Source organism: Brevundimonas sp. LjRoot202 (assembly GCF_964253355.1).
Classification (GTDB): Bacteria; Pseudomonadota; Alphaproteobacteria; order Caulobacterales; family Caulobacteraceae; genus Brevundimonas.
On the sequence record NZ_CAXUQW020000003.1, the window covers coordinates 184,826 to 207,646 of the forward strand.

24 protein-coding genes are annotated in these 22,821 nt (G+C 70.3%); 16 read left to right on the forward strand and 8 right to left on the reverse strand.

Annotated elements, in window-relative coordinates; translation table 11 throughout:
- The first annotated feature begins 204 nt into the window (after positions 1–204).
- The 12 genes from hemE (at position 205) to ACSQ1L_RS08860 (ending at position 11,232) form a co-directional block, all read left to right on the forward strand.
- A complete protein-coding gene (gene hemE, locus ACSQ1L_RS08805; RefSeq protein WP_435994032.1) occupies positions 205–1,248 on the forward strand; it encodes a uroporphyrinogen decarboxylase in 1,044 nt (347 codons plus the stop codon).
- Positions 1,245–2,303, forward strand: coding sequence for a ferrochelatase (gene hemH, locus ACSQ1L_RS08810; RefSeq protein WP_435994034.1), 1,059 nt, complete (start codon positions 1,245–1,247; stop codon positions 2,301–2,303). The genes hemE and hemH overlap by 4 nt, the downstream gene beginning before the upstream one ends.
- Positions 2,300–2,779, forward strand: coding sequence for a CopD family protein (locus ACSQ1L_RS08815; protein ID WP_435994036.1), 480 nt, complete (start codon positions 2,300–2,302; stop codon positions 2,777–2,779). Before hemH ends, ACSQ1L_RS08815 begins: the two co-directional genes overlap by 4 nt.
- A 226-nt stretch (positions 2,780–3,005) precedes the next feature.
- Positions 3,006–4,424, forward strand: coding sequence for a transcription termination factor Rho (rho, locus tag ACSQ1L_RS08820; RefSeq protein WP_435994038.1), 1,419 nt, complete (start codon positions 3,006–3,008; stop codon positions 4,422–4,424).
- Between the two features lie 78 nt (positions 4,425–4,502).
- Positions 4,503–4,727 carry a DUF6489 family protein gene (locus ACSQ1L_RS08825; RefSeq protein ID WP_435994040.1) on the forward strand — a complete coding sequence of 75 codons (225 nt, stop codon included), beginning with the start codon at positions 4,503–4,505 and terminating at the stop codon, positions 4,725–4,727.
- Between the two features lie 139 nt (positions 4,728–4,866).
- Positions 4,867–6,171 (forward strand): tRNA uridine-5-carboxymethylaminomethyl(34) synthesis GTPase MnmE, encoded by a 1,305-nt coding sequence (mnmE, locus tag ACSQ1L_RS08830; RefSeq protein ID WP_435994042.1) that lies wholly within the window; start codon positions 4,867–4,869, stop codon positions 6,169–6,171.
- 68 nt (positions 6,172–6,239) lie between these two features.
- Positions 6,240–8,096: a tRNA uridine-5-carboxymethylaminomethyl(34) synthesis enzyme MnmG gene (gene mnmG, locus ACSQ1L_RS08835; protein WP_435994044.1), complete on the forward strand. Its 1,857-nt coding sequence runs from the start codon at positions 6,240–6,242 to the stop codon at positions 8,094–8,096.
- A gap of 2 nt (positions 8,097–8,098) precedes the next feature.
- Positions 8,099–8,722, forward strand: a complete 624-nt coding sequence (gene rsmG / locus ACSQ1L_RS08840) for a 16S rRNA (guanine(527)-N(7))-methyltransferase RsmG (RefSeq protein WP_435994258.1) — start codon at positions 8,099–8,101, stop codon at positions 8,720–8,722.
- Positions 8,712–9,518 carry a ParA family protein gene (locus ACSQ1L_RS08845; RefSeq protein ID WP_435994260.1) on the forward strand — a complete coding sequence of 269 codons (807 nt, stop codon included), beginning with the start codon at positions 8,712–8,714 and terminating at the stop codon, positions 9,516–9,518. Before rsmG ends, ACSQ1L_RS08845 begins: the two co-directional genes overlap by 11 nt.
- A gap of 28 nt (positions 9,519–9,546) precedes the next feature.
- The gene (locus ACSQ1L_RS08850) at positions 9,547–10,440 is read left to right on the forward strand and encodes a ParB/RepB/Spo0J family partition protein (protein WP_435994046.1); all 894 of its coding nucleotides are present in this window, start codon (positions 9,547–9,549) and stop codon (positions 10,438–10,440) included.
- 1 nt (position 10,441) lies between these two features.
- Positions 10,442–11,050: a class I SAM-dependent DNA methyltransferase gene (locus tag ACSQ1L_RS08855; RefSeq protein WP_435994048.1), complete on the forward strand. Its 609-nt coding sequence runs from the start codon at positions 10,442–10,444 to the stop codon at positions 11,048–11,050.
- Complete coding sequence (locus ACSQ1L_RS08860) at positions 11,047–11,232, forward strand: hypothetical protein (protein ID WP_435994050.1); 186 nt, start codon at positions 11,047–11,049, stop codon at positions 11,230–11,232. The genes ACSQ1L_RS08855 and ACSQ1L_RS08860 overlap by 4 nt, the downstream gene beginning before the upstream one ends.
- Positions 11,233–11,247: 15 nt before the next feature.
- On the opposite strand, the gene holA is transcribed toward ACSQ1L_RS08860, so the two are convergent.
- From holA to ACSQ1L_RS08880, 4 genes are all read right to left on the reverse strand, one after another.
- Complete coding sequence (gene holA / locus ACSQ1L_RS08865; protein ID WP_435994052.1) at positions 11,248–12,300, reverse strand: DNA polymerase III subunit delta; 1,053 nt, start codon at positions 12,298–12,300, stop codon at positions 11,248–11,250.
- A 10-nt stretch (positions 12,301–12,310) separates the two neighbouring features.
- A complete protein-coding gene (gene lptE / locus ACSQ1L_RS08870; protein ID WP_435994054.1) occupies positions 12,311–12,796 on the reverse strand; it encodes an LPS assembly lipoprotein LptE in 486 nt (161 codons plus the stop codon).
- Positions 12,796–15,348: a leucine--tRNA ligase gene (gene leuS, locus ACSQ1L_RS08875; protein WP_435994056.1), complete on the reverse strand. Its 2,553-nt coding sequence runs from the start codon at positions 15,346–15,348 to the stop codon at positions 12,796–12,798. The genes lptE and leuS overlap by 1 nt, the downstream gene beginning before the upstream one ends.
- Before the next feature lie 63 nt (positions 15,349–15,411).
- Entirely contained in the window at positions 15,412–15,849 is a 438-nt protein-coding gene (locus tag ACSQ1L_RS08880) for a DUF3576 domain-containing protein (RefSeq protein WP_435994058.1), read from the reverse strand.
- A gap of 331 nt (positions 15,850–16,180) precedes the next feature.
- Here ACSQ1L_RS08880 and ACSQ1L_RS08885 point away from each other — a divergent pair, with 331 nt between their 5' ends.
- The gene (locus ACSQ1L_RS08885) at positions 16,181–16,588 is read left to right on the forward strand and encodes an NtrZ family periplasmic regulatory protein (protein WP_435994059.1); all 408 of its coding nucleotides are present in this window, start codon (positions 16,181–16,183) and stop codon (positions 16,586–16,588) included.
- A gap of 3 nt (positions 16,589–16,591) precedes the next feature.
- On the opposite strand, the gene ACSQ1L_RS08890 is transcribed toward ACSQ1L_RS08885, so the two are convergent.
- Positions 16,592–17,245, reverse strand: coding sequence for a thiamine phosphate synthase (locus ACSQ1L_RS08890; protein WP_435994061.1), 654 nt, complete (start codon positions 17,243–17,245; stop codon positions 16,592–16,594).
- Between ACSQ1L_RS08890 and ACSQ1L_RS08895 the strand changes: the two genes are divergently transcribed.
- Positions 17,244–17,966 carry a YggS family pyridoxal phosphate-dependent enzyme gene (locus ACSQ1L_RS08895; RefSeq protein ID WP_435994063.1) on the forward strand — a complete coding sequence of 241 codons (723 nt, stop codon included), beginning with the start codon at positions 17,244–17,246 and terminating at the stop codon, positions 17,964–17,966. The genes ACSQ1L_RS08890 and ACSQ1L_RS08895 overlap by 2 nt on opposite strands.
- A 62-nt stretch (positions 17,967–18,028) precedes the next feature.
- The gene (locus ACSQ1L_RS08900) at positions 18,029–18,715 is read left to right on the forward strand and encodes a response regulator transcription factor (protein ID WP_435994065.1); all 687 of its coding nucleotides are present in this window, start codon (positions 18,029–18,031) and stop codon (positions 18,713–18,715) included.
- Here ACSQ1L_RS08900 and ACSQ1L_RS08905 read toward each other — a convergent pair whose 3' ends face one another.
- The gene (locus ACSQ1L_RS08905) at positions 18,716–19,540 is read right to left on the reverse strand and encodes a hypothetical protein (protein ID WP_435994067.1); all 825 of its coding nucleotides are present in this window, start codon (positions 19,538–19,540) and stop codon (positions 18,716–18,718) included. It lies immediately after the preceding gene.
- A 103-nt stretch (positions 19,541–19,643) separates the two neighbouring features.
- On the opposite strand from ACSQ1L_RS08905, the gene ACSQ1L_RS08910 reads away from it, so the two are divergent.
- Complete coding sequence (locus ACSQ1L_RS08910) at positions 19,644–21,053, forward strand: SLC13 family permease (protein ID WP_435994069.1); 1,410 nt, start codon at positions 19,644–19,646, stop codon at positions 21,051–21,053.
- On the opposite strand, the gene ACSQ1L_RS08915 is transcribed toward ACSQ1L_RS08910, so the two are convergent.
- Together ACSQ1L_RS08915 and ACSQ1L_RS08920 are read right to left on the reverse strand one after the other, a co-directional pair.
- Positions 21,050–21,844: an exodeoxyribonuclease III gene (locus ACSQ1L_RS08915; RefSeq protein WP_435994071.1), complete on the reverse strand. Its 795-nt coding sequence runs from the start codon at positions 21,842–21,844 to the stop codon at positions 21,050–21,052. The two genes, ACSQ1L_RS08910 and ACSQ1L_RS08915, sit on opposite strands and share 4 nt — an antisense overlap.
- Before the next feature lie 344 nt (positions 21,845–22,188).
- Positions 22,189–22,821 carry a LolA family protein gene (locus ACSQ1L_RS08920; protein WP_435994073.1) on the reverse strand — a complete coding sequence of 211 codons (633 nt, stop codon included), beginning with the start codon at positions 22,819–22,821 and terminating at the stop codon, positions 22,189–22,191.

Genomic DNA, 22,821 nt, shown 5'->3' on the forward strand with positions numbered 1-22,821 from the left:
AGCCCGGTGAACGCCGGGGGATGACGCGCGGACAGCCTGCGGAAAACCCTTCGCCGTCGCGCTGATCGGCCGGTCTTATCCCCGGCATCCCCGCCCCCGCTTCCTTCCACCATCCTTCTCGAATCTCTTTCATTGAAGGATTGGGGGGTGCGACATCGGCCCGGGGTTGAGCGGGACCCGGGCCCCCGGTAAGCCCAACATCCGATGACCGTTTCCGACACCCCGCTGCTGCTCAAGGTTCTCGCTGGCGAGACGACGTCGCGTCCGCCGGTGTGGTTCATGCGCCAGGCCGGACGGTATCTGCCCGAGTACCGCGCGCTCCGGGCGACGACGCCGGACTTCATCTCTTTCTGCCTCGATCCGGAAAAGGCCGCTGAGGCCACGCTGCAGCCGATGCGGCGGTTCGGCTTCGACGCGGCCATCGTCTTCGCCGACATCCTTCTCATCCCCCGGGCCCTGGGCCAGGAGGTCTGGTTCGAGGCGGGGGAAGGACCGCGGCTGGGGGCCCTGCCGCCGGTGGAGTCGATGCGGGCGCTGGCCTCCGGGGCGGGCGAGGCGCTGCAGCAGGTCGGCCAGACCCTGTCGATCGTGCGGGGCGGGCTGGAGCCGGAGCGGGCCCTGATCGGGTTCGCCGGCGCGCCGTGGACCGTGGCGACCTACATGCTGGACGGCGAGGCCCGCACCATCGGCAAGGGCGAGCGGGCCATGGCGCGGACCTACGCCTATGCGGAGCCCGACAAGGTCGCGGCCCTGCTGGAGGTGCTGGTCGAGGCCACGGCGCATTATCTGAAGATGCAGGCCGACGCCGGGGCGCAGGTGCTGAAGATCTTCGAAAGCTGGGCCGAGGGTCTGCCCGAAGACCTGTTCGAAAGCCTCGTGCTCCGGCCGCATCAGGCGCTGGTGAAACGGGTCCGGGACCTGGGCGTGACGGTTCCGCTGATCGGTTTCCCACGCGGCTCGGCGGCGCTGGCGGAACGCTACGCCGCCGAATGCGACGTGCAGGCCGTGGCGCTCGACACCGCCTGCCCGCTGGGGATCGGCCGCCGGGTGCAGGCGATCAAGCCGATCCAGGGCGCGCTCGATCCGCTTCTGCTGCGGGCCGGCGGGCCGCTGCTCGACCGGCGCGTCGACCAGCTGCTCGAGGCCTGGGGGCAGGGACCGTGGATCTTCAATCTCGGCCACGGCATCCTCCCCGACGTGCCGATCGCCCACGTCGGGCAGGTGCTGAAGCGGATCGGGGCGCAATGACCCCGTTCAGCGGCCGCCGCATCGCCGTGGTCCTGTTCAATCTCGGCGGGCCGGACGACCAGGCTTCGGTGAAGCCGTTCCTGTTCAACCTGTTCAACGACCGGGCCATCATCGGCCTGCCCGGGATCGTGCGCACGCCCCTGGCCCGTCGCATCGCCGGCCGGCGCGAGAAGACGGCCCAGGCCAACTACGCCCTGATGGGCGGCGGCTCGCCGCTTCTGCCCGAAACCCGGAAACAGGCCGCGGCCCTGGAGGCGGCCCTGGCGCCGCGATTGCCGGACGACGAGGTGCGGGTCTTCATCGCCATGCGCTACTGGTCGCCGCTGACCGAGGAAACCGCCGTCGATGTGGCCGCCTTCGGCCCGGACGACATCGTGCTGCTGCCGCTTTATCCGCAGTTTTCCACCACCACGACGGAGTCCTCGCTGAAACTCTGGAGTGCGGTCTACGCCGGGACCGGCGAGAGCCGCACGGTTTGCTGCTGGCCCGAGGCCCATGGCTGGGTGGACGTCCAGGCGGCGGCGATCGGGGACCAGCTGGACAAGGCCGGAGATCGGCCGGTGCGGGTGCTGTTCTCGGCCCACGGCATTCCCGAGGGCCTGATCCGCCGCAAGGGCGATCCCTATCAGGAGCAGGTCGAGAGCACGGTCGCGGCGGTGGTGGCGAAGCTGGCGTCCGACGGCCGGCCCGTCGACCACGCTATCTGCTACCAGAGCCGGGTCGGGCCGCTGAAATGGCTCGGCCCCTCGACGCCTGAGGCGCTGGAACAGGCCGCGGCGGACGGTGTCGGCGTGGTGGTGGTCCCGATCGCCTTCGTTTCCGAACACGTCGAGACCCTGGTGGAGCTGGACATCGAATACGGCGAACTGGCCCGGCGGCTGGGCGTCGCGCCCTATCTGCGGGTTCCCGCTGTCGGAATCGCACCGGCCTTTGTGGACGCGCTGGCCGGGGCCGCGCTCCACGCCCTGTCGCGCACCGGCGTGGCGCCGTACGGTCCGGGTTGCCGGGGGGACTGGAAGGCCTGCCCCTGCCAGAGGGAGAACCGGGCGGCATGAGCTTCGAGGTGTTCAACGTCGTGCGCGGCCTGCACATCCTGGCGGTGGTCGCCTGGATGGCCGGCATGCTGTTCCTGCCCCGGCTCTACGCCTACGACGCGGAGCAGTCTGGCAAGGCCGAGCCGCTGAAATCGGAGATGCAGGGCCTGCTGCGGATCTGGCAGCGCCGTCTGCTCAAGATCATCATCAATCCCTCGATGGCCGCGACCTGGGTGTTCGGCGTGTGGATGATCCTGATCCACGTCTACGGCTTCGGCGAGGGCTGGGGCTTCGTCGCCCGGCCGTGGATGGCGACCAAGCTGCTGGCGGTGGTGGCGCTGAGCGGTTGGCACGGCTTCCTGTCCGGGGAGTTCAGGCGCATTCAGGCCGGGACCTCGGTCCGCTCCGGCCGGTTCTGGCGGATGACCAACGAGATTCCGTTCCTCATCGCCGTCGTCGCCGTGCTGTCGGTGACCACGGAATGGACCCTGGGCTGAGCGCTGACGCTTGACCTAGCCGGCCCGGCGTGGTTTCGCTGGTTCCGAACCGATCCTGGCACGGGCTTTCGCCTTCCGGACGGTCCCTCTCTCCCAGCGACGCCTGCCGGATCGACCCCGCGGGACTCCCGTCGCCTTCCCTGCCGGCCTCCGGGCCAACATCGCCAGCCGCTCCGACCCTGCTGTTCGCGGGCGTCCTTGCGCGCACGCCTGAAGAAGATTTCCCATGACCGACGTCCGTGACACCGATCCCACCGCTCCCGAGGCGGAAAACCTCGAAGGCGAACAGCCGACCAACGAGGTCGCCGCCGCCGACCTGCCCATGGTCGACCAGGAAGCTGACGAGGAAGACGAGGACGACGGCGAACCGATCGTCCCCAATGGCCGCATCACCCTGGCCGAGCTGAACGAGAAGACGCCGGCCGACCTGGTCGCCTTCGCCGAGGGGCTCGAAATCGAGAACGCCTCGAACCTGCGCAAGCAGGACCTGCTGTTCGCCATCCTCAAGGCCCTGGCCGACGAGGAGGTCGAGATCATCGCCGACGGCGTGCTCGAGATCCTGCCGGACGGGTTCGGCTTCCTGCGCAGCCCCGACGCCAACTATCTTCCGGGTCCGGACGATGTCTATGTGTCGCCGTCGCAGATCCGCCGCTTCGGCCTGCGTTCGGGCGACACCATCCACGGCGCCGTGCGCGGCCCGCGCGAGGGCGAGCGCTACTTCGCCCTGCTCAAGGTCGACACGATCAACCTGGAAGACCCGGAAACGGTCAAGACCAAGGTCCTGTTCGACAACCTGACCCCGCTCTATCCCGAAGAGCGGCTGCACATGGAAATCCAGGATCCGACCCTGAAGGACCGTTCGGGCCGGGTCATCGACATCGTCGCCCCGCTCGGCAAGGGCCAGCGCTGCCTGATCGTCGCCCCGCCGCGGGTCGGCAAGACGGTGATGCTGCAGAACATCGCCAAGTCGATCGAGAAGAACCACCCCGAGGTCTTCCTCATCGTCCTGCTGATCGACGAACGGCCCGAGGAAGTCACCGACATGCAGCGCACGGTGAAGGGCGAGGTCATCGCCTCGACCTTCGACGAGCCGGCGACCCGCCACGTCGCCGTGGCCGAGATGGTCATCGAAAAGGCCAAGCGCCTGGTCGAGCACAAGAAGGACGTCGTCATCCTGCTCGACTCGATCACCCGCCTCGGCCGCGCCTACAACGCCACCGTCCCGTCGTCGGGCAAGGTCCTGACCGGCGGCGTTGACGCCAACGCCCTGCAGCGGCCCAAGCGCTTCTTCGGCGCCGCGCGGAACGTGGAGCAGGGCGGTTCGCTGACCATCATCGCCACCGCCCTGATCGACACGGGCTCGCGGATGGACGAGGTGATCTTCGAAGAGTTCAAGGGCACCGGCAACTCCGAGATCGTGCTCGACCGCAAGGTCGCCGACAAGCGCATCTTCCCGGCCATCGACGTGCTCAAGTCCGGCACCCGCAAGGAAGAGCTCACGACGCCGAAGGATCAGCTGGCCAAGACCTATGTGCTGCGCCGCATCCTCAACCCGATGGGCCCGCAGGACGCGATCGAGTTCCTGATCGACAAGCTGCGCCAGTCCAAGAACAATGCGGACTTCTTCCAGTCGATGAACACCTGACCATTCCAGGCCCCTATCGCCACGCACGCGGCGCGCGGCTACTTGAGGGGATGTTTCACGTGAAACAGGAGGGACGCGATGAAGGTCAACGTCGAGATCGATTGCACGCCGGCCGAGGCCCGGGCCTTTCTCGGCCTGCCCGATGTCGCGCCGCTGAACGAGGCCATGGTCGCCGAGATGCAGAAGCGGATGGCCGACAACGTCGCCGCCATGCAGCCCGACGAGTTGATGAAGACCTGGACCAGCTTCGGTATGCAGGCGCAGGACCAGTTCCGCAAACTGATGGAAGCGGCGGTCAAGTGACCGTGTCTCCTCCCCACGTCGTGGGGAGGGGGACCGCGAAGCGGTTGGGGGGCTCTGTCCGCGCCGCCGCCGTCAGCCCCTCCGTCACGCCGCTATCGCGGCGCGCCACCTCCCCATCGCTGCGCGACAGGGAGGAGACATGAGCACCATCTTCGCCCTCGCCACCCCGCCGGGCCGGGGCGCCATCGCCATCATCCGCCTGTCCGGCCCCCGCACGGACGAAGCCCTGACGGCCCTCGGAGCCGGCGGCCTCAAGCCGCGGTTGGCCTCGCTGCGTGAGCTGACCCTCGACGGCCGCCCGCTCGATCAGGCGCTGGTCCTCCGTTTCCCTGCTCCGAACTCCTACACCGGCGAGGACTGCGCCGAACTGCACCTGCATGGCGGCCGCGCCGTGGTCGAGGCGGTCAGCGACGCCCTGCTGGCCCTCGGCCTGCGCCCCGCCGAGCCCGGTGAGTTCACCCGTCGCGCCTTCGAGAACGGCCGCATGGATCTGGCCCAGGCCGAGGCGGTGGCCGACCTGATCGACGCCGAGACCACGGCCCAGGCGATGCAAGCGCTGGGCCAGCTGGACGGGGCCCTGTCGCAGACCTACGCCGGCTTCCGCCGCGATCTGCTCAAGGCGCTGGCGCTGGTCGAGGCCGAGATCGACTTCCCCGACGAGGAGGTGCCGGACAATCTGGCCCGCACCGCCGGGCCGGTGCTCGACGGCCTGATCGCCGACCTCAAGGCGGCGCTGGCCGATGCACGGCGAGGTGAGCGGGTGCGGGAGGGCTATCGCATCGTCCTGATCGGCGAGACCAACGCCGGCAAGTCGTCGCTGTTCAACGCCCTGGTGGCGCGCGAGGCGGCCATCGTCACCCCCATCGCCGGCACCACCCGCGACGTGCTCGACGCCGATCTGATCATCGGCGGCTATGCGGTGACCCTGTCCGACACCGCCGGCCTGCGCGACAGCGACGATCCGATCGAGGCCGAAGGCGTGCGTCGCGCCCGGGCGCGGGCGGAGGCGGCGGAACTGCGGCTGTGGGTCCGGGCCCCCGGCGATCCCGAGGGCCCGGCCGCGGACTACGCCCGGCCGGACGACTTGCTGGTCTTCACCAAGGCCGACATCGACCGGGCCGCGCCGCCGCCGGACCGCCAGGCGCTGGTGGTCAGCACCGAGACGGGAGAGGGGCTGGGCGCGCTGCACGACTGGCTGGCCGCGCGGCTGGCCCGCGATCTGTCGGGCGCGGATTTCCCGGCGGTCACGCGCGAGAGACATCGACGGCGGCTGACCGAGGCGCTCGCCTCCGTAGAGGCGGGCCGCCGCGCGGTGGATGTCTCGCCCGAGATGGCCGGCGACGATCTGCGCCGCGCCGCCGAGAGCCTGGGCCGTGTCACCGGGGCCATCGGGGTGGAGGACATCCTAGGCGAGGTGTTCTCGACGTTCTGCATCGGCAAGTGAGCGTTTCACGTGAAACACGGCGACGGCGCCGGTAGCGAAACGGGCCGTTTTCCCCTATGTCCCGGCCCATGAACTCCTTCGACGTCATCGTCATCGGCGGCGGCCACGCCGGCTGCGAGGCCGCGGCGGCGTCCGCGCGCGCGGGCGCGGCCACCCTGCTGCTGACCCAGAAGCTCGAGACCATCGGCGAGATGTCGTGCAATCCGGCCATCGGCGGCCTGGGCAAGGGCCATCTGGTGCGCGAGATCGACGCCATGGACGGCGTCATGGGCCGACTCGGCGACCTTTCCGGCATCCAGTTCCGCCTGCTCAACCGCTCCAAGGGCGCGGCCGTTCAGGGCCCGCGCAGCCAGATCGACCGGCGGCTCTATCGCGAGGCCATGCAGGCCGAGCTCGGCGCGACGCCGAACCTGACCCTGATGGCCGGCACGGCCGAGAGCCTGATCCTCGACGGGGACCGGGTCGCCGGCGTGGTCACGGGCGAGGGGACCGAGCTGCGCGCCGGCGCGGTCGTGCTGACGACCGGCACCTTCCTCAACGGCGTCATCCACAAGGGCGACCAGCGCATCCCCGCCGGTCGGCACGGCGAGGCGCCGTCTACCGGCCTCGCCGCCGACCTCTACGGCGCCGGCCTGTCGATGGGCCGGCTGAAGACCGGCACGCCGGCGCGGCTCGATGGGCGCACCATCGCCTGGGACCGGCTGGAGATGCAGGCGGCCGACGACGAGCCCGTGCCGTTCAGCTTCCTGACGGACCGCATCGACGTGCCCCAGATCGCCTGCGGCGTGACCCACACCACGGCCGAGACCCACCGGATCATCGCCGAAAACCTCGGCGAAAGCGCCGTCTACGGCGGTCACCTGTCCGGCCGCGGTCCCCGCTACTGCCCCTCGATCGAGGACAAGGTCGTCCGCTTCGCCGACAAGACCTCGCATCAGATCTTCCTTGAACCGGAAGGGCTGGACGACCCGACCGTCTATCCGAACGGCATCTCGACCTCGGTGTCCGACGCCACCCAGGCCGCCTTCCTGCGCACCATTCCGGGGCTGGAGGCGGTGGAGGTGTTCCGCTTCGGCTATGCGATCGAGTACGACTACGTCGATCCGCGCGAGCTGACGCCGGCGCTGGAGGTCAAGAAGCGGCGGGGACTGTACCTGGCCGGCCAGATCAACGGCACCACGGGCTATGAGGAGGCCGGGGCGCAGGGCTTGATCGCCGGGCTGAACGCCGCGCGGGCGGCGGCCGGCTCCGATCCCGTCGTGCTGGGTCGGGACCAGGCCTATATCGGCGTGATGATCGACGATCTGGTGACGCGCGGGGTGACCGAGCCCTACCGGATGTTCACCAGCCGGGCCGAATATCGGCTGACGCTGCGGGCCGACAACGCCGACCTGCGCCTGACCCCGCTGGCCATCGCCGCCGGGCTGGTGTCGTCGCAGCGGCGGGCGGCGTTCGAGACCAAGGCTGGCCTGCTGGCCGAGGCGACGGCGCTGGTGCGCGGCGCGACCTACACGCCGAAGGAGGCCGGGGCGCTGGGCATCGCGGTCAACGCCGACGGCCAGCGGCGCTCGATCCGCGACCTGCTCGCCTTCCCGGGCGTCGAGCTGGGCGCCTTCGAGGCGGCCCATCCGGCGATCGCCGCCTGGCCGCGGCAGGTGCGCGAGCAGATCGAGATCGACGCCGGCTATGCGGGCTATCTCGACCGCCAGGCCTCGGACGCGGAGGCGCTGCGCCGGGAGGAGGCGTTGGCCATACCGCACGACCTCGACTACGCGGCCATCGGCAGCCTCTCCAACGAGGTGCGCGAGAAGCTGACGCTGGTCCAGCCGCGGACGTTGGGACAGGCGGGCCGGATCGAGGGCATGACGCCGGGCGCGCTGACGGCCCTGCTGTCGCACGTGAAGCGGACGAAGGTCGCCGCGTGACCATCAGCAACGCGGCCGGTTTTCAGGCCCTGATCAAAGCGACGGACGAACAGATCGCCGATCTCGAGATCTTCATCGAGCGCCTCGCCGAGGCCAATGCGGTGATGAACCTGATCGGCCCCGACACCCTGCCGGATGTCTGGAACCGCCACATCTGGGACTCCGCCCAGCTTCTGGAACTGGCCCCGAAGGCGAAGACCTGGGCCGATCTCGGAGCCGGAGCGGGGTTCCCGGGGGTGGTGCTGGCGATCCTGTTGAAGGGGCGGGCGGAGGCCCACGTCTGGCTGATCGACAGCCTCGGCAAGCGCTGCCGCTTCCTGCAGGAAGTCGTCGACGAAATGGCCCTGCCGGCCACGGTGATCAACGGCCGGGCCGAGGCGCAGGCGCTCAGGGTCGATGTGGTGACCGCCCGGGCGGTGGCGCCGATGGACAAGCTGCTGGCCTATGCACAGCCTTATCTACAGCGCGGCGCACAGGGGCTGTTTCTCAAGGGGGAAAAGGCCGAGGCTGAGTTGATCGAAGCCCGCAAGGTCTGGCATTTCGATAGCGACCTCTCCGTCTCGCGCAGCGACCCGCGCGGCCGTATCGTTTCCGTCCGGAGCCTCCGACGTGTCCATAGCCGGTAAGACTCGCGTCCTCGCCGTTTCCAACCAGAAGGGCGGGGTGGGCAAGACCACCACGGCGATCAACCTCGGCACGGCGCTGGCGGCGATCGGCGAGAAGGTGCTGATCGTGGACATGGACCCGCAGGGCAATGCCTCCACCGGCCTGGGTGTTCCACGTGAAACACGGCGGGTGACCATCTACGACGTCATCGTCGACGGTCGTTCGGTCGACGACTCCGCGGTTCAGACCTCGGTGCCGGGCCTGCACATCATTCCAGCCGACGCCGACATGTCCGGCGTGGAGATCGAACTGAGTCAGGCCGACCGCCGCTCGTTCCGACTGCGCGACGCCCTCATGGGGCAGGGGGCGGAAGGGCAGACCCGGTATGACTATGTGCTGATCGACTGCCCACCGTCGCTGAACCTGCTGACCCTCAACGCCATGGCCGCGGCCGATGCGGTGCTGGTGCCGCTGCAGTGCGAATTCTTCGCCCTCGAAGGCCTGACGCAGCTGATGAAGACCATCGAAATGGTGCGCCAGAGCCTCAATCCGACGCTGGAGATCCAGGGCCTGGTCCTGACCATGTACGACCGCCGCAACGCCCTGTCGGGGCAGGTGGCGGCGGATGTCCGCAAGCATTTCGGCGAGAAGGTCTACGAGGCGGTGATCCCGCGCAATGTGCGGGTGTCGGAGGCGCCGTCGTTCGGCAAGCCGGCGCTGATCTACGACCTCAAATGCGCCGGAAGCCAGGCCTATCTTCGGCTCGCCCGCGAAGTGGTGGCGCGCGAGAGAAGCCGGCGGCTGCAGGCCGCGTAATGCCAATATTCGAAGTGGAATCAGTCAGTTGAGTGAACGTCAGCGCGGTCTGGGCCGGGGATTGTCGGCCCTTCTCGGGGAACAGGCGGGCGAGGCCGTGCCGGTGGACGGCTCGGCAGCGCCGGCCGGCGTGCGCATGGCTCCGATCGAGTCGCTGAAGCCCAATCCCGACCAGCCGCGCAAGACCTTCGGCCAGGCCGAACTGGCCGAGCTGGCCGAGTCGATCCGCGACAAGGGCGTGCTGCAACCGATCCTGGTCCGGCCCCATCCGAAGGAGGACGGGGTCTGGCAGATCATCGCCGGCGAGCGCCGCTGGCGCGCGGCCCAGCTGGCCCGGCTGACCCAGGCGCCGATCATCGTCCGCGAGATGGACGACGTGGCGGTGTTCGAGGTCGCCATCATCGAGAACGTCCAGCGGGCCGACCTCAACCCGCTGGAGGAGGCCGAAGCCTACCGGATGCTGATGGAGCGGTTCGGCCGCACCCAGGACGCCGTCGCCGGCGTGGTCGGCAAGAGCCGCAGCCACGTGGCCAACACCCTGCGCCTGCTGCAGCTGCCCGAGGAGGTGCTGTGGTACGTGCGGCACGGCAAGATGAGCGCCGGCCACGCGCGGGCGCTGATCACCGCGCCGAATCCGGGCGAGCTGGCCGAGCAGATCGTCAAGGAAGGCCTGAACGTCCGCCAGGCCGAGGCGCTGGCGCGGCGCGCGGCCGAGGGACCGAAACCGGGTAAGGCGAAGGCTCGTGGAGGCGCCACGGCGGGCGAGGGCGGCGCCGACATCGCGGCGCTGGAGCAGGACCTGACCGACGCGCTCGGCTTGCAGGTGCAGCTGGCCGATCGCGGCGGCAAGGGTGAACTGACCCTCCGCTACGGCACGCTGGAGCAGCTGGACGACCTGTGCCGGCGGTTGATGCGCGGCTGACATGGCCGGGCCGGCGGACGGGATCGTCGATCTCTACAGCCGCCGGGCTTTGGAGTGGGACGCCGATCGCGGCAAGATCCTGATCGAGAAGAGGTGGCTCGACGCCTTCCTGGCGCGTCTCCCGCCGGAAGGCTCGATCCTTGACCTCGGCTGCGGTTCGGGCGAGCCGATCGCGCGCTATCTGATCGAACGGGGGCGATCGCTCACCGGCGTCGATGCGTCGCCGGGCCTGATCGACCTGTGCCGCCAGCGCTTTCCCGAGCACGACTGGCGCGTGGCGGACATGCGGGCGCTGGCGCTGGGCCGGACCTTCGACGGCGTGATCGCCTGGCACAGCGCCTTTCACCTGACGCCACGGGACCAGAAGGACCTGTTCGCCGTCTATGCCCGCCATGTCGCGCCGGGCGTGCTGATGTTCACCAGCGGAACGGAGGCGGGCGAGGTCGTCGGCGAGTGGCGCGGCGAGCCGCTCTATCACGGCAGCCTGTCGGCGGCGGAATACCGGGCGGCGCTCGACGCGTCGGGCTTCGACCTGCTGGACAACCGGATCGACGATCCGGAGACGGGCGGCGCGACCGTATGGCTGGCGCGTGCTAGGGTGGCCTCATGACCGAGAAGCCGAGCAATCCGACCGCCGAAGCCATGAAAAAGGCGCTCGCCGCCAAGAGGGCGGGCGGAAGCGCGCCGTCGAGCGGCGGCTTCAAGCCAGGCCAGCACGCCGAAAAGGTCATCGCCCGCCAGAACGCGGCGGCCAACAAGCCCGCCTTCCGCAAGGCGTCGAAGCGGGGCTGACGGTCGCAGGAAGGGCTACAGGCCCAGCCGCCGCGCCCGGGCGGAAATCTCCAGCAGCAGGCGTTCGGCGATGAGCTGGTCGGGCGAGCCGGTGGTCTTGGTGGCGATGTCGGCGGCGTTGACGCTGTCCAGAACCCTGTCGAGGTCCTCGAGGCGCCAGCTGCGGGCCTGACGCAGCATCTCGGCCTCCTGTTTCCAGAATACGCCGGCCGCCTTGGCCGCCTCCTTGGCCCCCGCGCCGTTGGCCTGAAGCACGTTGATGCGGCGCAGCTTGCCGAGATGGATCGAGGCCTGGCGCACGGCCATAACCGGCGACTCGCCCTCGGCGAGGGCGCGACGCAGGCCGGACTGGGCCGGGGCGGGGCGGCCGCCGAAGGCCTGCAGCGCCGCGTCCTGCAGCGAGGCGTCCGGCTCGACCCCGAGGTGCAGCTCCAGCTCGGCCACGTCGATGATCTGGCCCGAGCCGGGGCCGATGTAGAGCACCAGCCGCTCGATCTCCTGCCGCATCAGGCCGCGCTCGCGGGGCAGGCGGGCGACGAAACGGTCGAGGGCGTCCTGGGTCAGGCCGACCTTGTCGGCGGTCAGCGCCTCGCGGGTCATGCGGGCCACGTCGCCGGTCTCGTCCTCGTAGCAGGCGATGGCCACAGCGCCGGACGACGCCTCGGCCGCCTTGCGCAGGGCCGAGTCGCGGCCCAGCGCCCCCGCCTCGACGACCAGCATGGCGTCGGGGTTGTAGGCGCCCTCGGCGTGGGCCTTCAGCGCCGCCGCCAGCATCTTGTCGATCGAGGCCTTTTCGGACCCGAGCCGCACGCGGACGAGGCGGCGGCCGCCGATCATCGACAGGGCGGTCAGGGCCTCGTCGAGCCGCGCCTCGTCGCCGTCGATGTCGCTGTCGGTCAGGACGGTGACGTTGAAAGGGTCGTTGAGATCCGGGGTGATGGCCCGGCACAGCTGGCCGGCGCGCTCGGCCACCCCGGAGCGATCCTTGCCGTGGATGACGGCGGCGCGCACCGAGCGGTCCGGCGTCTTGAGGAAGCGATCGACCTCGGGCCGCTTCGCCAGGATCATCGGGGGCCGGTCATGGGCGGTCGGGCAGGGCCCGCATCAGGTCGAGCCGGATCTGGCGGGCCAGTTCCGCCGCCGCGCGCTCCTCGCCGTCCTGCTGGGCGGCGATGGCGGCGTAGGGCTGGTCGGCGGCGGCGTAGGTGGTGGTCACGGTCTCGACGCCCGACAGCGGCAGGCCGCCGCCGACCGGGGTCAGCGTCCAGGCGCCGCGGACGGTCAGTTCATAGCGGGTCGCGGTGTCGTCGATGCGCCGGCCGAGCGGGCGGCGGGACTGCTCGACCGCGGTCTCGAGCCGCCACAGCGGGGCCTGCGCCGGGTCGCGGCCCAGCGCGTCCTCGAGCTGTTCACGCAGGCGGTAGCCGAGCCGGTCGTCCTGGGTGGTGACGGCGATGCGCGACAGGCTGGAGCCGACGCCGGCGTCGCCGTACAGGGGCGTGAAGCCGCAGCCGGCGAGCCCGAGTCCCACAAGCGCGACAAGGCCGAGGCCGGCGCGGCGCATCAGCCGACCACCAGATTGACGATGCGATCCTTGACCACCACGATCTTCCTCACCGTCTGACCCTCGAGCCGCGCCTGCACGTCCGCATCGGCCATCACGATGGCCTCGACCTCGGCCGGCTCCAGACCGCGGGCGACGCGGATCTCGCCGCGCCGCTTGCCGTTGACCTGGATCGGCAGGACGACCTCGTCATCGGCCGCCAGCGCCGGGTCGAAGACCGGCCACGGCGCGTCGAGGATCATCCCCGCTTCGCCCAGCCGCGTCCAGCCTTCCTCGGCCAGGTGCGGGGTGAAGGGGGCGACCAGCCGCAGCAGGGCCGACAGGGCCTCGCGTTTCGCTCCGCCGCCGGCCGCCGGATGGTCGCGCACGGTGGCGACGAAGGCGTAGAGCTTGGCGATGGCGGAGTTGAAGCGGAAACCGTCGATGCCCTCCGACACCGCCTTGATCGCTTTGTGCGTTTCGCGGACCAGCGAGGTGTTGGCGGCCTCGTCGCCGGGGATGGACGGATCGAAGCCGTCGACCTCGGCCCAGACGCGCTGGAGGAAGCGGCTGGCGCCCTCGACGCCGCCCGGGGTCCACTGCACGTCACGCTCGGGCGGGCTGTCGGAGAGGACGAACAGGCGGCCGGCGTCGACGCCGTGGGTGTCGACGATCTCCTGGGGCGCGACCACGTTCTTCTTCGACTTCGACATCTTCTCGATGTCGCCGATGATCAGGGCCCCGCCGGTCGAAAGCTGGCGGGCCGAGCGCTCGCCGCCCTCGTGGATCAGTTCGACATCGGTCGGCTCGACCCAGGCGCCGTCGGCGCGGCGGTAGGTCTCGTGGACCACCATGCCCTGGGTGAACAGGCCGGCGAACGGCTCCTTCACGTTCATCAGGCCGGCGTCGGACAGGGCCCGGGAGATGAAGCGGGCGTAGAGCAGGTGCAGCACGGCGTGCTCGACGCCGCCAATATACTGATCGACCGGCAGCCATTTGTCGGCGGCGGCCTTCGAGATCGGCTCGGCGGCCGTGGGATCGGCGAAACGGGCGAAATACCAGCTGGAGTCGACGAAGGTGTCGAGGGTGTCGGTTTCGCGCGTGGCCTCGCCGCCGCACGACGGGCAGCTGACGTGCTTCCAGGTCGGGTGCCGGTCCAGCGGGTTGCCGGGCTTGTCGAAGGTCACGTCCTTCGGCAGTTCGACCGGCAGCTGGGCGGCCGGGACTGCGCCGCACGACGGGCAGTGGACGATCGGGATCGGGCAGCCCCAGTAGCGCTGGCGGCTGACGCCCCAGTCGCGCAGCCGGTAGATGGTCGCACCCTCGCCCTGGCTCGCGGCCTCCACGCGAGCGATCGCCGCCGCCTTGGCCGATTCAATGTCGAGACCGTTCAGGAAGTCTGACTGGAAGATCGACCCCGGACCCGTATAAGCCTCTGTTCCGACGCCGAAATCATCGCCGGCGCCGTCAGGTCTCACCACCGGGATCACTGGCAGGCCGTACTTGCGGGCGAAGTCGAGGTCGCGCTGGTCATGGGCGGGACATCCGAAGATGGCGCCAGTGCCGTACTCCGACAGGATGAAGTTGGCGATCCACACGCTGACCTCGCGGCCGTCGAACGGGTGCAGCACCCTGAGGCCGGTGTCGAAGCCGACCTTTTCGGCCTGCTCGATCTCGGCCTGGGTCGAGCCGCCCTTGCGGCACTCGGCGATGAAGGCGGCCGCGTCCGGGTTCGTCTCGGCCAGGGCGCGGGCCACCGGGTGATCCGGGGCGATGCCCATGAACGAGGCCCCGAACAGGGTGTCGGGGCGGGTGGTGTAGATCTCCAGCCCGCCGGGGGCGCCTTCTGGGGCCTGGCCGGCCCAGGCCCAGGTCATCTGCAGACCCTTCGAGCGGCCGATCCAGTTCTCCTGCATCAGCCGGACCTTGTCCGGCCAGCGGCCTTCCAGCTCCTTCAGGCCCTCGATCAGGTCGTCGGCGTAGTCGGTGATGCGCAGGAACCACTGGTTCAGCTTGCGCTTCTCGACGATCGCGCCCGAGCGCCAGCCGCGGCCATCGACGACCTGTTCGTTGGCCAGGACGGTGTTGTCGACCGGGTCCCAGTTGACCACCGAGTCCTTGCGATAGACCAGGCCGCGCTTGAACAGCTCGAGGAACCAGGCCTGCTGCTGGCCATAGTAGGCCGGGTCGCAGGTAGCGAACTCACGCGACCAGTCGAGCGACAGGCCGAGCAGCTTCAGTTGTTCGCGCATGGCGGCGATGTTGGACCAGGTCCAGTCGCCGGGGTGGATTCCGCGCTCGATGGCGGCGTTCTCGGCCGGCAGACCGAAGGCGTCCCAGCCCATCGGGTGCAGCACGTCGAAGCCCTGGGCCCGCTTCGAGCGCGCCACCACGTCGCCCATCACATAGTTGCGCGCGTGGCCCATGTGGATGTTGCCCGACGGGTAGGGGAACATCTCGAGGACGTAGTATTTGGGCTTGCCCGTATCGTCCGTCGGCGTGCGGAAGGCGTCGGCGGCCGCCCAGCGGGTCTGCTGGCGGGGTTCGGCGGTCTTGGGCTCGTAGCGGGCCACGGGAATCCTTGAGGTCGCTCCTGAAGGGCGAGCCTTGAGGAGGCTATGGTCGGGAGGGGGAGGTCAGCCGGCGTTCTGGAGGTTGAGCTGGCGCGCCTTGGTCAGGATGGCGTTCTCCAGATCGGTCTCGGTCTGGGCGGCCACGGGTGCGCCGACCCAGCCGCCGGTCCCGTCGCGCACTTCCTTGGTCACCGTGACGTTCAGCGCGTCGGCGCGAAGTCGGGTGTCGAGGATGAAGACCGTGGCCTTGAACCGCTCGTTCGGCGTCTGCGGATCGGTGTACCAGTCGTAGTTGATGACGCCGCCCCACGGATCCGCGTTGGCCAGCGGCATGAAGCTGAGGGTGTCGAGGGTGGCGCGCCACAGGAAGGCGTTGACGCCGATTCCGGTCTGGCCGGCCGGCACGGCCTTGGTCGCCCCCATGCCCGGGATCCCGCCGCACCCGCCCAGCATCAGACCCGAGGCGATCAGGGCGATCGCTGCGCCGCGAACCAGCACCATCGAGACTCTCCATTCCATCGAGACGTGCGGCGGGCCGTCCCGCGCACGCGCCGGCCCGCCCGAAAGGCGGATGCCGAAGCGACGCTCTATAACACGGCCAAAAGGGGCGATGACAAGGCGAAGTCGCATCGGCCCGCCGCTTGACGGCCATGAAACGGCCGCGACGCGCCCCGGGCGACTTCCGACGCGTGACGCTCGCGCCACAGGAGTCCCGCAGAGTCCGGCGGAACCATAGGTCAAAGGCCACGTTTCGTTGACCGGGCTGACCAGCGGTGTCTAATCGCTGGCAAGGATCGCGGCGGAGGCTCCGTCGCGGCATGAAGGGCAGGACATGCGCCAGATCACGCGCAAGAACGGCGCCGTCATCGCCGGACTGGCCGCGGGGCTCACGCTCCTCGCCGTGGCCGATTCCGCCTCGGCCCAAGCCGCCGCGCGCAGCCGCGCCCCCGCCGTAACCTTGTCCGAAGCCCAGGCCGCCCGCGCCGCGACCCCGAGCCAGTCGCGTCTTCGCTTCACCGAGCGTGGCCGCTGGGGCCTGGACCTGAACCTCAGTCAGCCGGTCGGGCGCGAGAGCAATCTCGGCGACGTCGAGGCCGGGGCCTATTACCGCGTCAATCCGCGCCTGCGGGTCGGCGCCACCGCCGGCCTGGCCGAGCCCGAGGCCGATCCGGCCCGTCCGCCGCAGACCGACCGCCGGACCGCGCCGCGCTTCCGGCTGGAATCGATCTTCCGCTTCTAGGTCTCAGTCCGGGCCGAACGCCGCCCGGATCGCCGACACCCCCGCCAGACCGCAGGCGCCCGAGCCGAGCAGGGCGCGTGCGTTTGCGCTGTCGATCCCCCCGAGGGCGTAGACGGGGACGACGGCGCCGCGCACGACGTCGCTGAACGCCCCGATCCCGAGGGGCGGGCCGCCGGCCGAGGCCCCGCCCGCCGCGAACACCGGCGACAGAACGGCGGCGTCCAGATCCGCAGCCCGAGCCAACGCCTTCGACGAATGCGCCGCCCCGGTGATCCGCCAGTCCGGCCGGGCCGTCGCAAGGGCCGCAGCCTGTCCGAGCGCCCGTTCGGGCAGATGGACGCCGTCGGCCCCGACCGTCTCGGCGAGTTCGGCGTCGAGGCCGATCAGCAGCAGCCCGTCGCGCCGGGCGGTGGCCTCGCGCAGGCGCCGCGCGGTGTCGAGGGCGTCGGCGGCTCCGAAGGCGCGGAAGACCACGCCCGATCCGGGCGGCAGCCGCGCCGCCGTCTCCCACGGACGAGGGGTCCGGCCGGGGTCGGTGAAGAACAGCAGCGGCGGCAGGTCGGCAGACGGCCTTCCCGTCCGGCGGCTGACATCAGCGGCGTCCCGTGCGAGGACGCTGGCGACCTCCCACAGGATTTCCGCGTCGGACCGGTTCATGGCCTCCTCTTCTCCCGATCCCGCCCAGACGTCCAGCACCGTCGCCGGGCGTTTCGAGACGGTGCGCCGTCGCATCGCCGACGCCTGCCGTGCGGCCGGGCGAAATCCGGCCGGGGCCGTCCTGACCGCCGTGACCAAGACCCAGTCGCCGGAGGCCCTCGCGGCCGCGCTCGCCGCCGGCCAGCGGGTGTTCGGCGAGAACCGGGTGCAGGAGGCCCAGGCGCACTGGAGCGCGCTTCGTCCGGCCGTTCCTGATCTGGAGCTGCGCCTGATCGGCCCGCTGCAGACCAACAAGGCCGCCGATGCGGTGGCCCTGTTCGACGTCATCGAGACCCTCGACCGGCCGAAGCTGGCCGACGCCCTCGCCGCCGCCGCCGCCGGCGAGGCCGGCCGAACGGTCCGGGTGCTGGTGCAGGTCAATACCGGGGCCGAACCGCAGAAGGCCGGGGTCCTGCCCGGGGACGCCGACGCCCTGGTGGCGTACGCCCGGAGCAAGGGCCTGGCGGTCGAGGGATTGATGTGCATTCCGCCCGCGGACGAGGCGGCGGGGCCGCATTTCGCCCTGCTGCGCAAGATCGCCCGCCGCAACGGGCTGGAGACGCTGTCGATGGGAATGAGCGGCGACTATGAGACCGCGATCCGCTTCGGCGCGACCCATGTGCGGATCGGATCGGCGCTGTTCGGGGAACGAAACCGGCCCCAAACGCCCTCTATTGACTGAAAACCGTCCCGCTTGAGGTCCAACCCTTGGCGGAACGGCCGACGCTCGCCATTCTGGTACCCATGCCCACGCCCAAGACGATCCTGATCATCGACGACGACGACGACCTGCGCGAGGCGCTGGCCGAACAGCTGGCCCTGCATGAAGCCTTCCGGCCGGTGCAGGCCGCGACGGCCGCCGAGGGCGTCAAGCTGGGACGCGAAACCCGCGCCGACCTGATCCTGCTGGACGTCGACCTGCCCGACATGGATGGGCGCGAGGCCTGCCGGCTGCTGCGCAAGGACGGCGTCTCGACCCCGATCATCATGCTGACCGGTCAGGCCTCGGACGCCGACACCGTGCTGGGGCTGGAGTCGGGGGCCAACGACTATGTCACCAAGCCCTTCCGCTTCGCTGTCCTGCTGGCCCGCATCCGCGCCCACCTGCGCAGCCACGAACAGTCCGAGGACGCGGTGTTCCGGGTGGGGCCGTACGAATTCCGTCCCGCCGCCAAGGTCCTGATCGACGACAAGGGTCGCAAGGTGCGGCTGACCGAGAAGGAAACCAGCATCCTCAAGTATCTTTACCGCGCCGGGGCCAAGGCGGTGTCGCGCGAGGAGCTGTTGACTGAAGTCTGGGGCTACAACGCCGGGGTCACCACCCACACGCTGGAAACCCACATCTACCGCCTGCGCCAGAAGATCGAGCCGGAGCCCGGTCAGGCCCGGCTTCTGCTGACCGACGCCGGCGGCTACCGGCTGCAACCGTAATCAGCCCGTCCGCCACTCGCTGAGGGTCTCGCCGGTCGGCGTCTCGAAGGCGACGCGGTCGAGCTGGACCGCGGCCACGCAAACGGGCCGCTGGTTGGGGTTGGCGGCGCGGCAGCGGATGGCCCGTCCGTCGGGGAAGGCTACGACCCGACCCTGCAGGCGAACCCGGTAACCGGCGTCCAGGGCGATCAGCGGCGCGTCGCCCGCCTGACGGATCGTATGCGTGTAGGCGCGGCCGTTGCGGCGGCCGAGGCGGGAGCCGCCGGCCTCGAACACCGCCGCCAGTCCGACCGTGGGCGGCGACGGCGCGATCGGGCCGCTGGCCAGCGGATCGGCCCGGATCGATGGGCACCCGTCGGCGGCCATCCACGGGCGGGCGACCCAGAAGCCCTCGACGGCCTCCCACCGGTCCTGGCCGGCGCCGGCGATCAGCGCCGAGCGGGCCCAGTCGCCGGGGGTCAGGCCCAGACGGATGGTCTCGCGGTCCGGCCCCCACGACCAGCGCGCCAGCCCGTCGCCGGCCCCGTCGGCGGGAGACGCCTCGGCGCCCTCGCAGCCAAAGGCCAGGCGGATGTCGAATTGACGGCCGACCAGTGAATTCGCCGTCGTGGCGGTGGCGCCCGCGGCGTAGTTCGACGCCGCCAGGGCTACGGCCGAGAGCAATTCGCGCCGATCCAGCGCCGTATTGATCGGCGGCGTCGCCGGGCCGCTGGCGGCGGGCCCGACCGGCGCCGGCGGCGGCGCGACGGGCTCGGCGTCCCTGTCGCAGGAGGCCAGCAAAAGGCCGACCGCCGCCGCCGCGACGACCGGCAGGCGAACAGACATGACCGGATTCAGCATGGAACCAGCCTAGCACGTCGTTCGCTGAATTGGGGACGGCCGGCCGTAAAAGGTTGACCCGACCCGGGCGGGGGAGGCAGCAGAGCGCATGACCTTCGATCAGATCGCGGCTCTGCTCGTGCTCGTGGCTGTGGTCGGGGTGTTGATTCACGGTCGGGTTCGCGCCGACGTCGTGGCCCTGACCGGGGCCGCCGCCCTGCTGCTGCTGGGCGTGGTGCGGCCGGTCGAGGTGCAGGGCGCCTTCGCCAGCCCCGCCGTCATCGCCCTCGCCGGCCTGTTTGTCATCGCCTACGCGATCGAGCTGTCCGGCCTGCTCGGCCTGATGATCCGGCAGGCGACGAAGTTGGCCTCGCGCGTCGGAGCGATCGGCATCTGGGCGGTGCTCGGCATGTGCGGAGGACTCGGCGGCTTTCTCAACAACACGCCGGTGGTGGTGCTGGCCGCGCCGGTGATCCGGGACGTCGCCCAGTCGCTGACGCTGTCGCCCAAACGCTTCCTGATGCCGCTGAGCCATATCTCCGTGCTCGGCGGCCTGCTGACGCTGATCGGCACCTCGACCAACCTGCTGGTCAACGACATGGCCCGCAACACCGGCCAGCCGGTGTTCAGCCTGTTCGAGATCACGCCCGTCGGCCTGTTCATCGCCGTGGTCGGCGGCCTGTGGCTGTACTTCGTCGGCGCGCGCCAGCTGGGCCGCAGCGTGGCGGCGGACGAGGCCGAGCAGGTCCGGATGGCGGAGATGGAGGAAGCCCGCCGTCAGGCGGAGGCCGAGCTTTCGGCGGGGCGCCGCCGCCGGTTTCCATTCGGCCTGCCGCGTCTGGGTGAGGCGCGCACCAACGACGACGGGTCGGGGGACGCCCATCTGGGCGACGTGGACCTGTTCGGCGCGGCCGACCGGCCGTTCGACCTTCGGCGCTCGCTGATCGCGCTCGGGGTCTTCATTATCGTTGTGGCGGCCGCGGGGCTCGGCTGGGCTCCCATCGCCGCTTCGGCCTTCGCGGGGGCGGTCGCCCTGATCCTGCTCAAGGTGATCACGCCCGAAGAGGCCTACGCCGGGCTGAGGCCCGAAATCCTGCTGCTGATCGCCGGCATGGTGGTGGTCGGGATCGCCATCGAGGTAACCGGGCTGGCGGCGGCCGGGGCCGGCGTCCTGATCGAGGTGCTGCGGCCCTTCGGTCCGCTGGTCGGCCTGATCATCCTCTACGGCGTCACCCTGTTCGCCACGGAGCTGTTGTCCAACGCCACGGTCGCGGTGTTGATCACGCCGATCGCGGTGGCCCTGGCGGAGAGTTTCGGGGTCGATCCGCGGCCGTTCCTGGTCGGGGTGATGATGGCCGCCTCGGCCGCCTTCGCCACCCCGTTCGGCTATCAGACCAACGTCCTCGTCTACCAGATGGGCGGCTACAGCTACATGGACTTCGTCCGGGTCGGCCTGCCGCTGAACCTGGTCACCTGGGTGGCGGCGATGGTCGCCATCCCGATCTTCTTCCCGTTCTAGACGTCGAGATCCATGGTCACCGGGGCGTGGTCGCTGGGCTGGGTCCACTCGCGGACGGTGTCATGGATGCGGGCGCTGGCCGGGACGACGGCGGGAGTCAGGCCGGGGGAGGTCCACAGGTGGTCGAGACGGAGGCCTCGGTTGGACTTGCGGAAGTCGGCGGCGCGGTAGCTCCACCAGCTGGCCAGTTTGGTCGGTTCGGGTATCTGGTCGCGAACCACGTCGGCGAAGCCGCCGGCGGCCTGCAGCCGGCGCAGGGTCTCGACCTCGAGCGGGGTGTGGCTGACGATCTTCGACATGTAGCGGTGGTTCCAGACGTCGTTCTCGCCCGGCGCGATGTTGAAGTCGCCGGCCAGCACCAGCGGACGCTGGCGGTCGCGCACGGCCATCTCGGCGGTCAGGCGTTCGTAGAAGTCCAGTTTGTGGTCGAACTTGGGGTTCAGCTTGCGGTCGGGCGTGTCGCCGCCGGCGGGGATGTAGAAATTCTGGATCTCGACGCCTTCGACCATGACGGCGACGCAGCGGGCGTGGCCTTCGCGGCAGACGTCGAGCCTGGGAGCCTCGCCGATCGGCTTGCGGCTGGCGATGGCGACGCCGTGCCAGCCCTTCTGGCCGCCGATCTTCAGGTGGGGCAGGCCCATGGCCTCGAACGCGGCCCGGGGGAACTGGTCCTCCAGGCATTTGATCTCCTGCAGGCACAGGACGTCGGTTCCGCTTTCGGCGACGAAGCGGGCGACCTGATCGACGCGCAGGCGGACCGAGTTGATGTTCCAGGTGGCGATGCGAAGCATCGCTCATTCTTAGTGGGGCCGCGGTCAAAAGGCTCCGCCTTTTGACGCTTCGCGCCGCCCTTCGGGTCGACCCGGCGCGCTCCTGGCGCTTCGCGCCGCCTCAAATCAGGCCGCGTCGGGTCGGGAGGTCCCGAAGGGCCGACGACCGCGGCCGAACATAAAGAGACGCCCGACCGTTGCGGGCCGGGCGTTTCAAGGTTCGTCTCTCTCGCCGCCGGGAAGGGGATGAAATCCGTAGCGGGTCAGACCGGCTCCCGCCGATCTGTGGCCAAAACAACACGCCCGACAAAAAATGTCAAGTCAAACGAGGCGGGCCGCGGAGACGATTTCGCGCCTCAGGGGAATTAGTTGCGGCGGGGGCGACGGGTCGGATCGCGCAGCTGGAACAGGCTCGGCGACAGGCCGGAGGCCGGACGCAGGGTGGTCAGCTGGGTGCGGGTCCGGCCGCCCTGGGCGTCGACGATGGTCCATTCCTGCAGACGGATCGGGTCGCCGGCGAAGGCCAGAACTACGGAACCGTCGTTGGGCCGGTTGCGGTCGCGGGCGGTGATGGCGAAGGCGCCGGAGTCCATGCGGGTGACGCGGTCGATGCGGACGCCTTGGTCCAGCCGGACGGTGCGGGCGAGGAAGGTCGACAGCGGCGTCTGGCTCAGCGGCACCTGGCGGAAGACGTTCAGACGGGGGTCGTAGCGCTTCACGTTCGAGCCGTCCGAGACGACCAGCAGGCCGGCCGGGTCGGTGTATTCGAAACGCATCTTGCCGGGGCGCTGCAGATAGAAGCGGCCCTGGCGGCGCTGGGCGCCCGAGGTCTCGACGAAGGTCCCCTGGGCCGAGGTCAGGCCCTGCAGATAGGTCTGGGCGCGGGCCAGGACGGCGCGGTCATCGGCCGACAGGCCGGACTGGGCGTGGGCGGGCAGGGCCGCAACGGCGGCGAGGGCGGCGGATCCGAGCGCGAAGGCGCGGCGTGAGACGGTCAT

Excerpts from the sequence above, each read along its gene's own strand:
- hemE (WP_435994032.1), top strand. The coding sequence starts at position 205 with ATGACCGTTTCCGACACCCCGCTGCTGCTCAAGGTTCTCGCTGGCGAG.
- hemH (WP_435994034.1), top strand. The coding sequence starts at position 1,245 with ATGACCCCGTTCAGCGGCCGCCGCATCGCCGTGGTCCTGTTCAATCTC.
- ACSQ1L_RS08815 (WP_435994036.1), top strand. The coding sequence starts at position 2,300 with ATGAGCTTCGAGGTGTTCAACGTCGTGCGCGGCCTGCACATCCTGGCG.
- rho (WP_435994038.1), top strand. The coding sequence starts at position 3,006 with ATGACCGACGTCCGTGACACCGATCCCACCGCTCCCGAGGCGGAAAAC.
- ACSQ1L_RS08825 (WP_435994040.1), top strand. The coding sequence starts at position 4,503 with ATGAAGGTCAACGTCGAGATCGATTGCACGCCGGCCGAGGCCCGGGCC.
- mnmE (WP_435994042.1), top strand. The coding sequence starts at position 4,867 with ATGAGCACCATCTTCGCCCTCGCCACCCCGCCGGGCCGGGGCGCCATC.
- mnmG (WP_435994044.1), top strand. The coding sequence starts at position 6,240 with ATGAACTCCTTCGACGTCATCGTCATCGGCGGCGGCCACGCCGGCTGC.
- ACSQ1L_RS08855 (WP_435994048.1), top strand. The coding sequence starts at position 10,442 with ATGGCCGGGCCGGCGGACGGGATCGTCGATCTCTACAGCCGCCGGGCT.
- ACSQ1L_RS08860 (WP_435994050.1), top strand. The coding sequence starts at position 11,047 with ATGACCGAGAAGCCGAGCAATCCGACCGCCGAAGCCATGAAAAAGGCG.
- holA (WP_435994052.1), bottom strand. The coding sequence starts at position 12,300 with ATGATCCTGGCGAAGCGGCCCGAGGTCGATCGCTTCCTCAAGACGCCG.
- lptE (WP_435994054.1), bottom strand. The coding sequence starts at position 12,796 with ATGCGCCGCGCCGGCCTCGGCCTTGTCGCGCTTGTGGGACTCGGGCTC.
- ACSQ1L_RS08880 (WP_435994058.1), bottom strand. The coding sequence starts at position 15,849 with ATGGTGCTGGTTCGCGGCGCAGCGATCGCCCTGATCGCCTCGGGTCTG.
- ACSQ1L_RS08885 (WP_435994059.1), top strand. The coding sequence starts at position 16,181 with ATGCGCCAGATCACGCGCAAGAACGGCGCCGTCATCGCCGGACTGGCC.
- ACSQ1L_RS08895 (WP_435994063.1), top strand. The coding sequence starts at position 17,244 with ATGGCCTCCTCTTCTCCCGATCCCGCCCAGACGTCCAGCACCGTCGCC.
- ACSQ1L_RS08890 (WP_435994061.1), bottom strand. The coding sequence starts at position 17,245 with ATGAACCGGTCCGACGCGGAAATCCTGTGGGAGGTCGCCAGCGTCCTC.
- ACSQ1L_RS08900 (WP_435994065.1), top strand. The coding sequence starts at position 18,029 with ATGCCCACGCCCAAGACGATCCTGATCATCGACGACGACGACGACCTG.
- ACSQ1L_RS08905 (WP_435994067.1), bottom strand. The coding sequence starts at position 19,540 with ATGTCTGTTCGCCTGCCGGTCGTCGCGGCGGCGGCGGTCGGCCTTTTG.
- ACSQ1L_RS08910 (WP_435994069.1), top strand. The coding sequence starts at position 19,644 with ATGACCTTCGATCAGATCGCGGCTCTGCTCGTGCTCGTGGCTGTGGTC.
- ACSQ1L_RS08915 (WP_435994071.1), bottom strand. The coding sequence starts at position 21,844 with ATGCTTCGCATCGCCACCTGGAACATCAACTCGGTCCGCCTGCGCGTC.
- ACSQ1L_RS08920 (WP_435994073.1), bottom strand. The coding sequence starts at position 22,821 with ATGACCGTCTCACGCCGCGCCTTCGCGCTCGGATCCGCCGCCCTCGCC.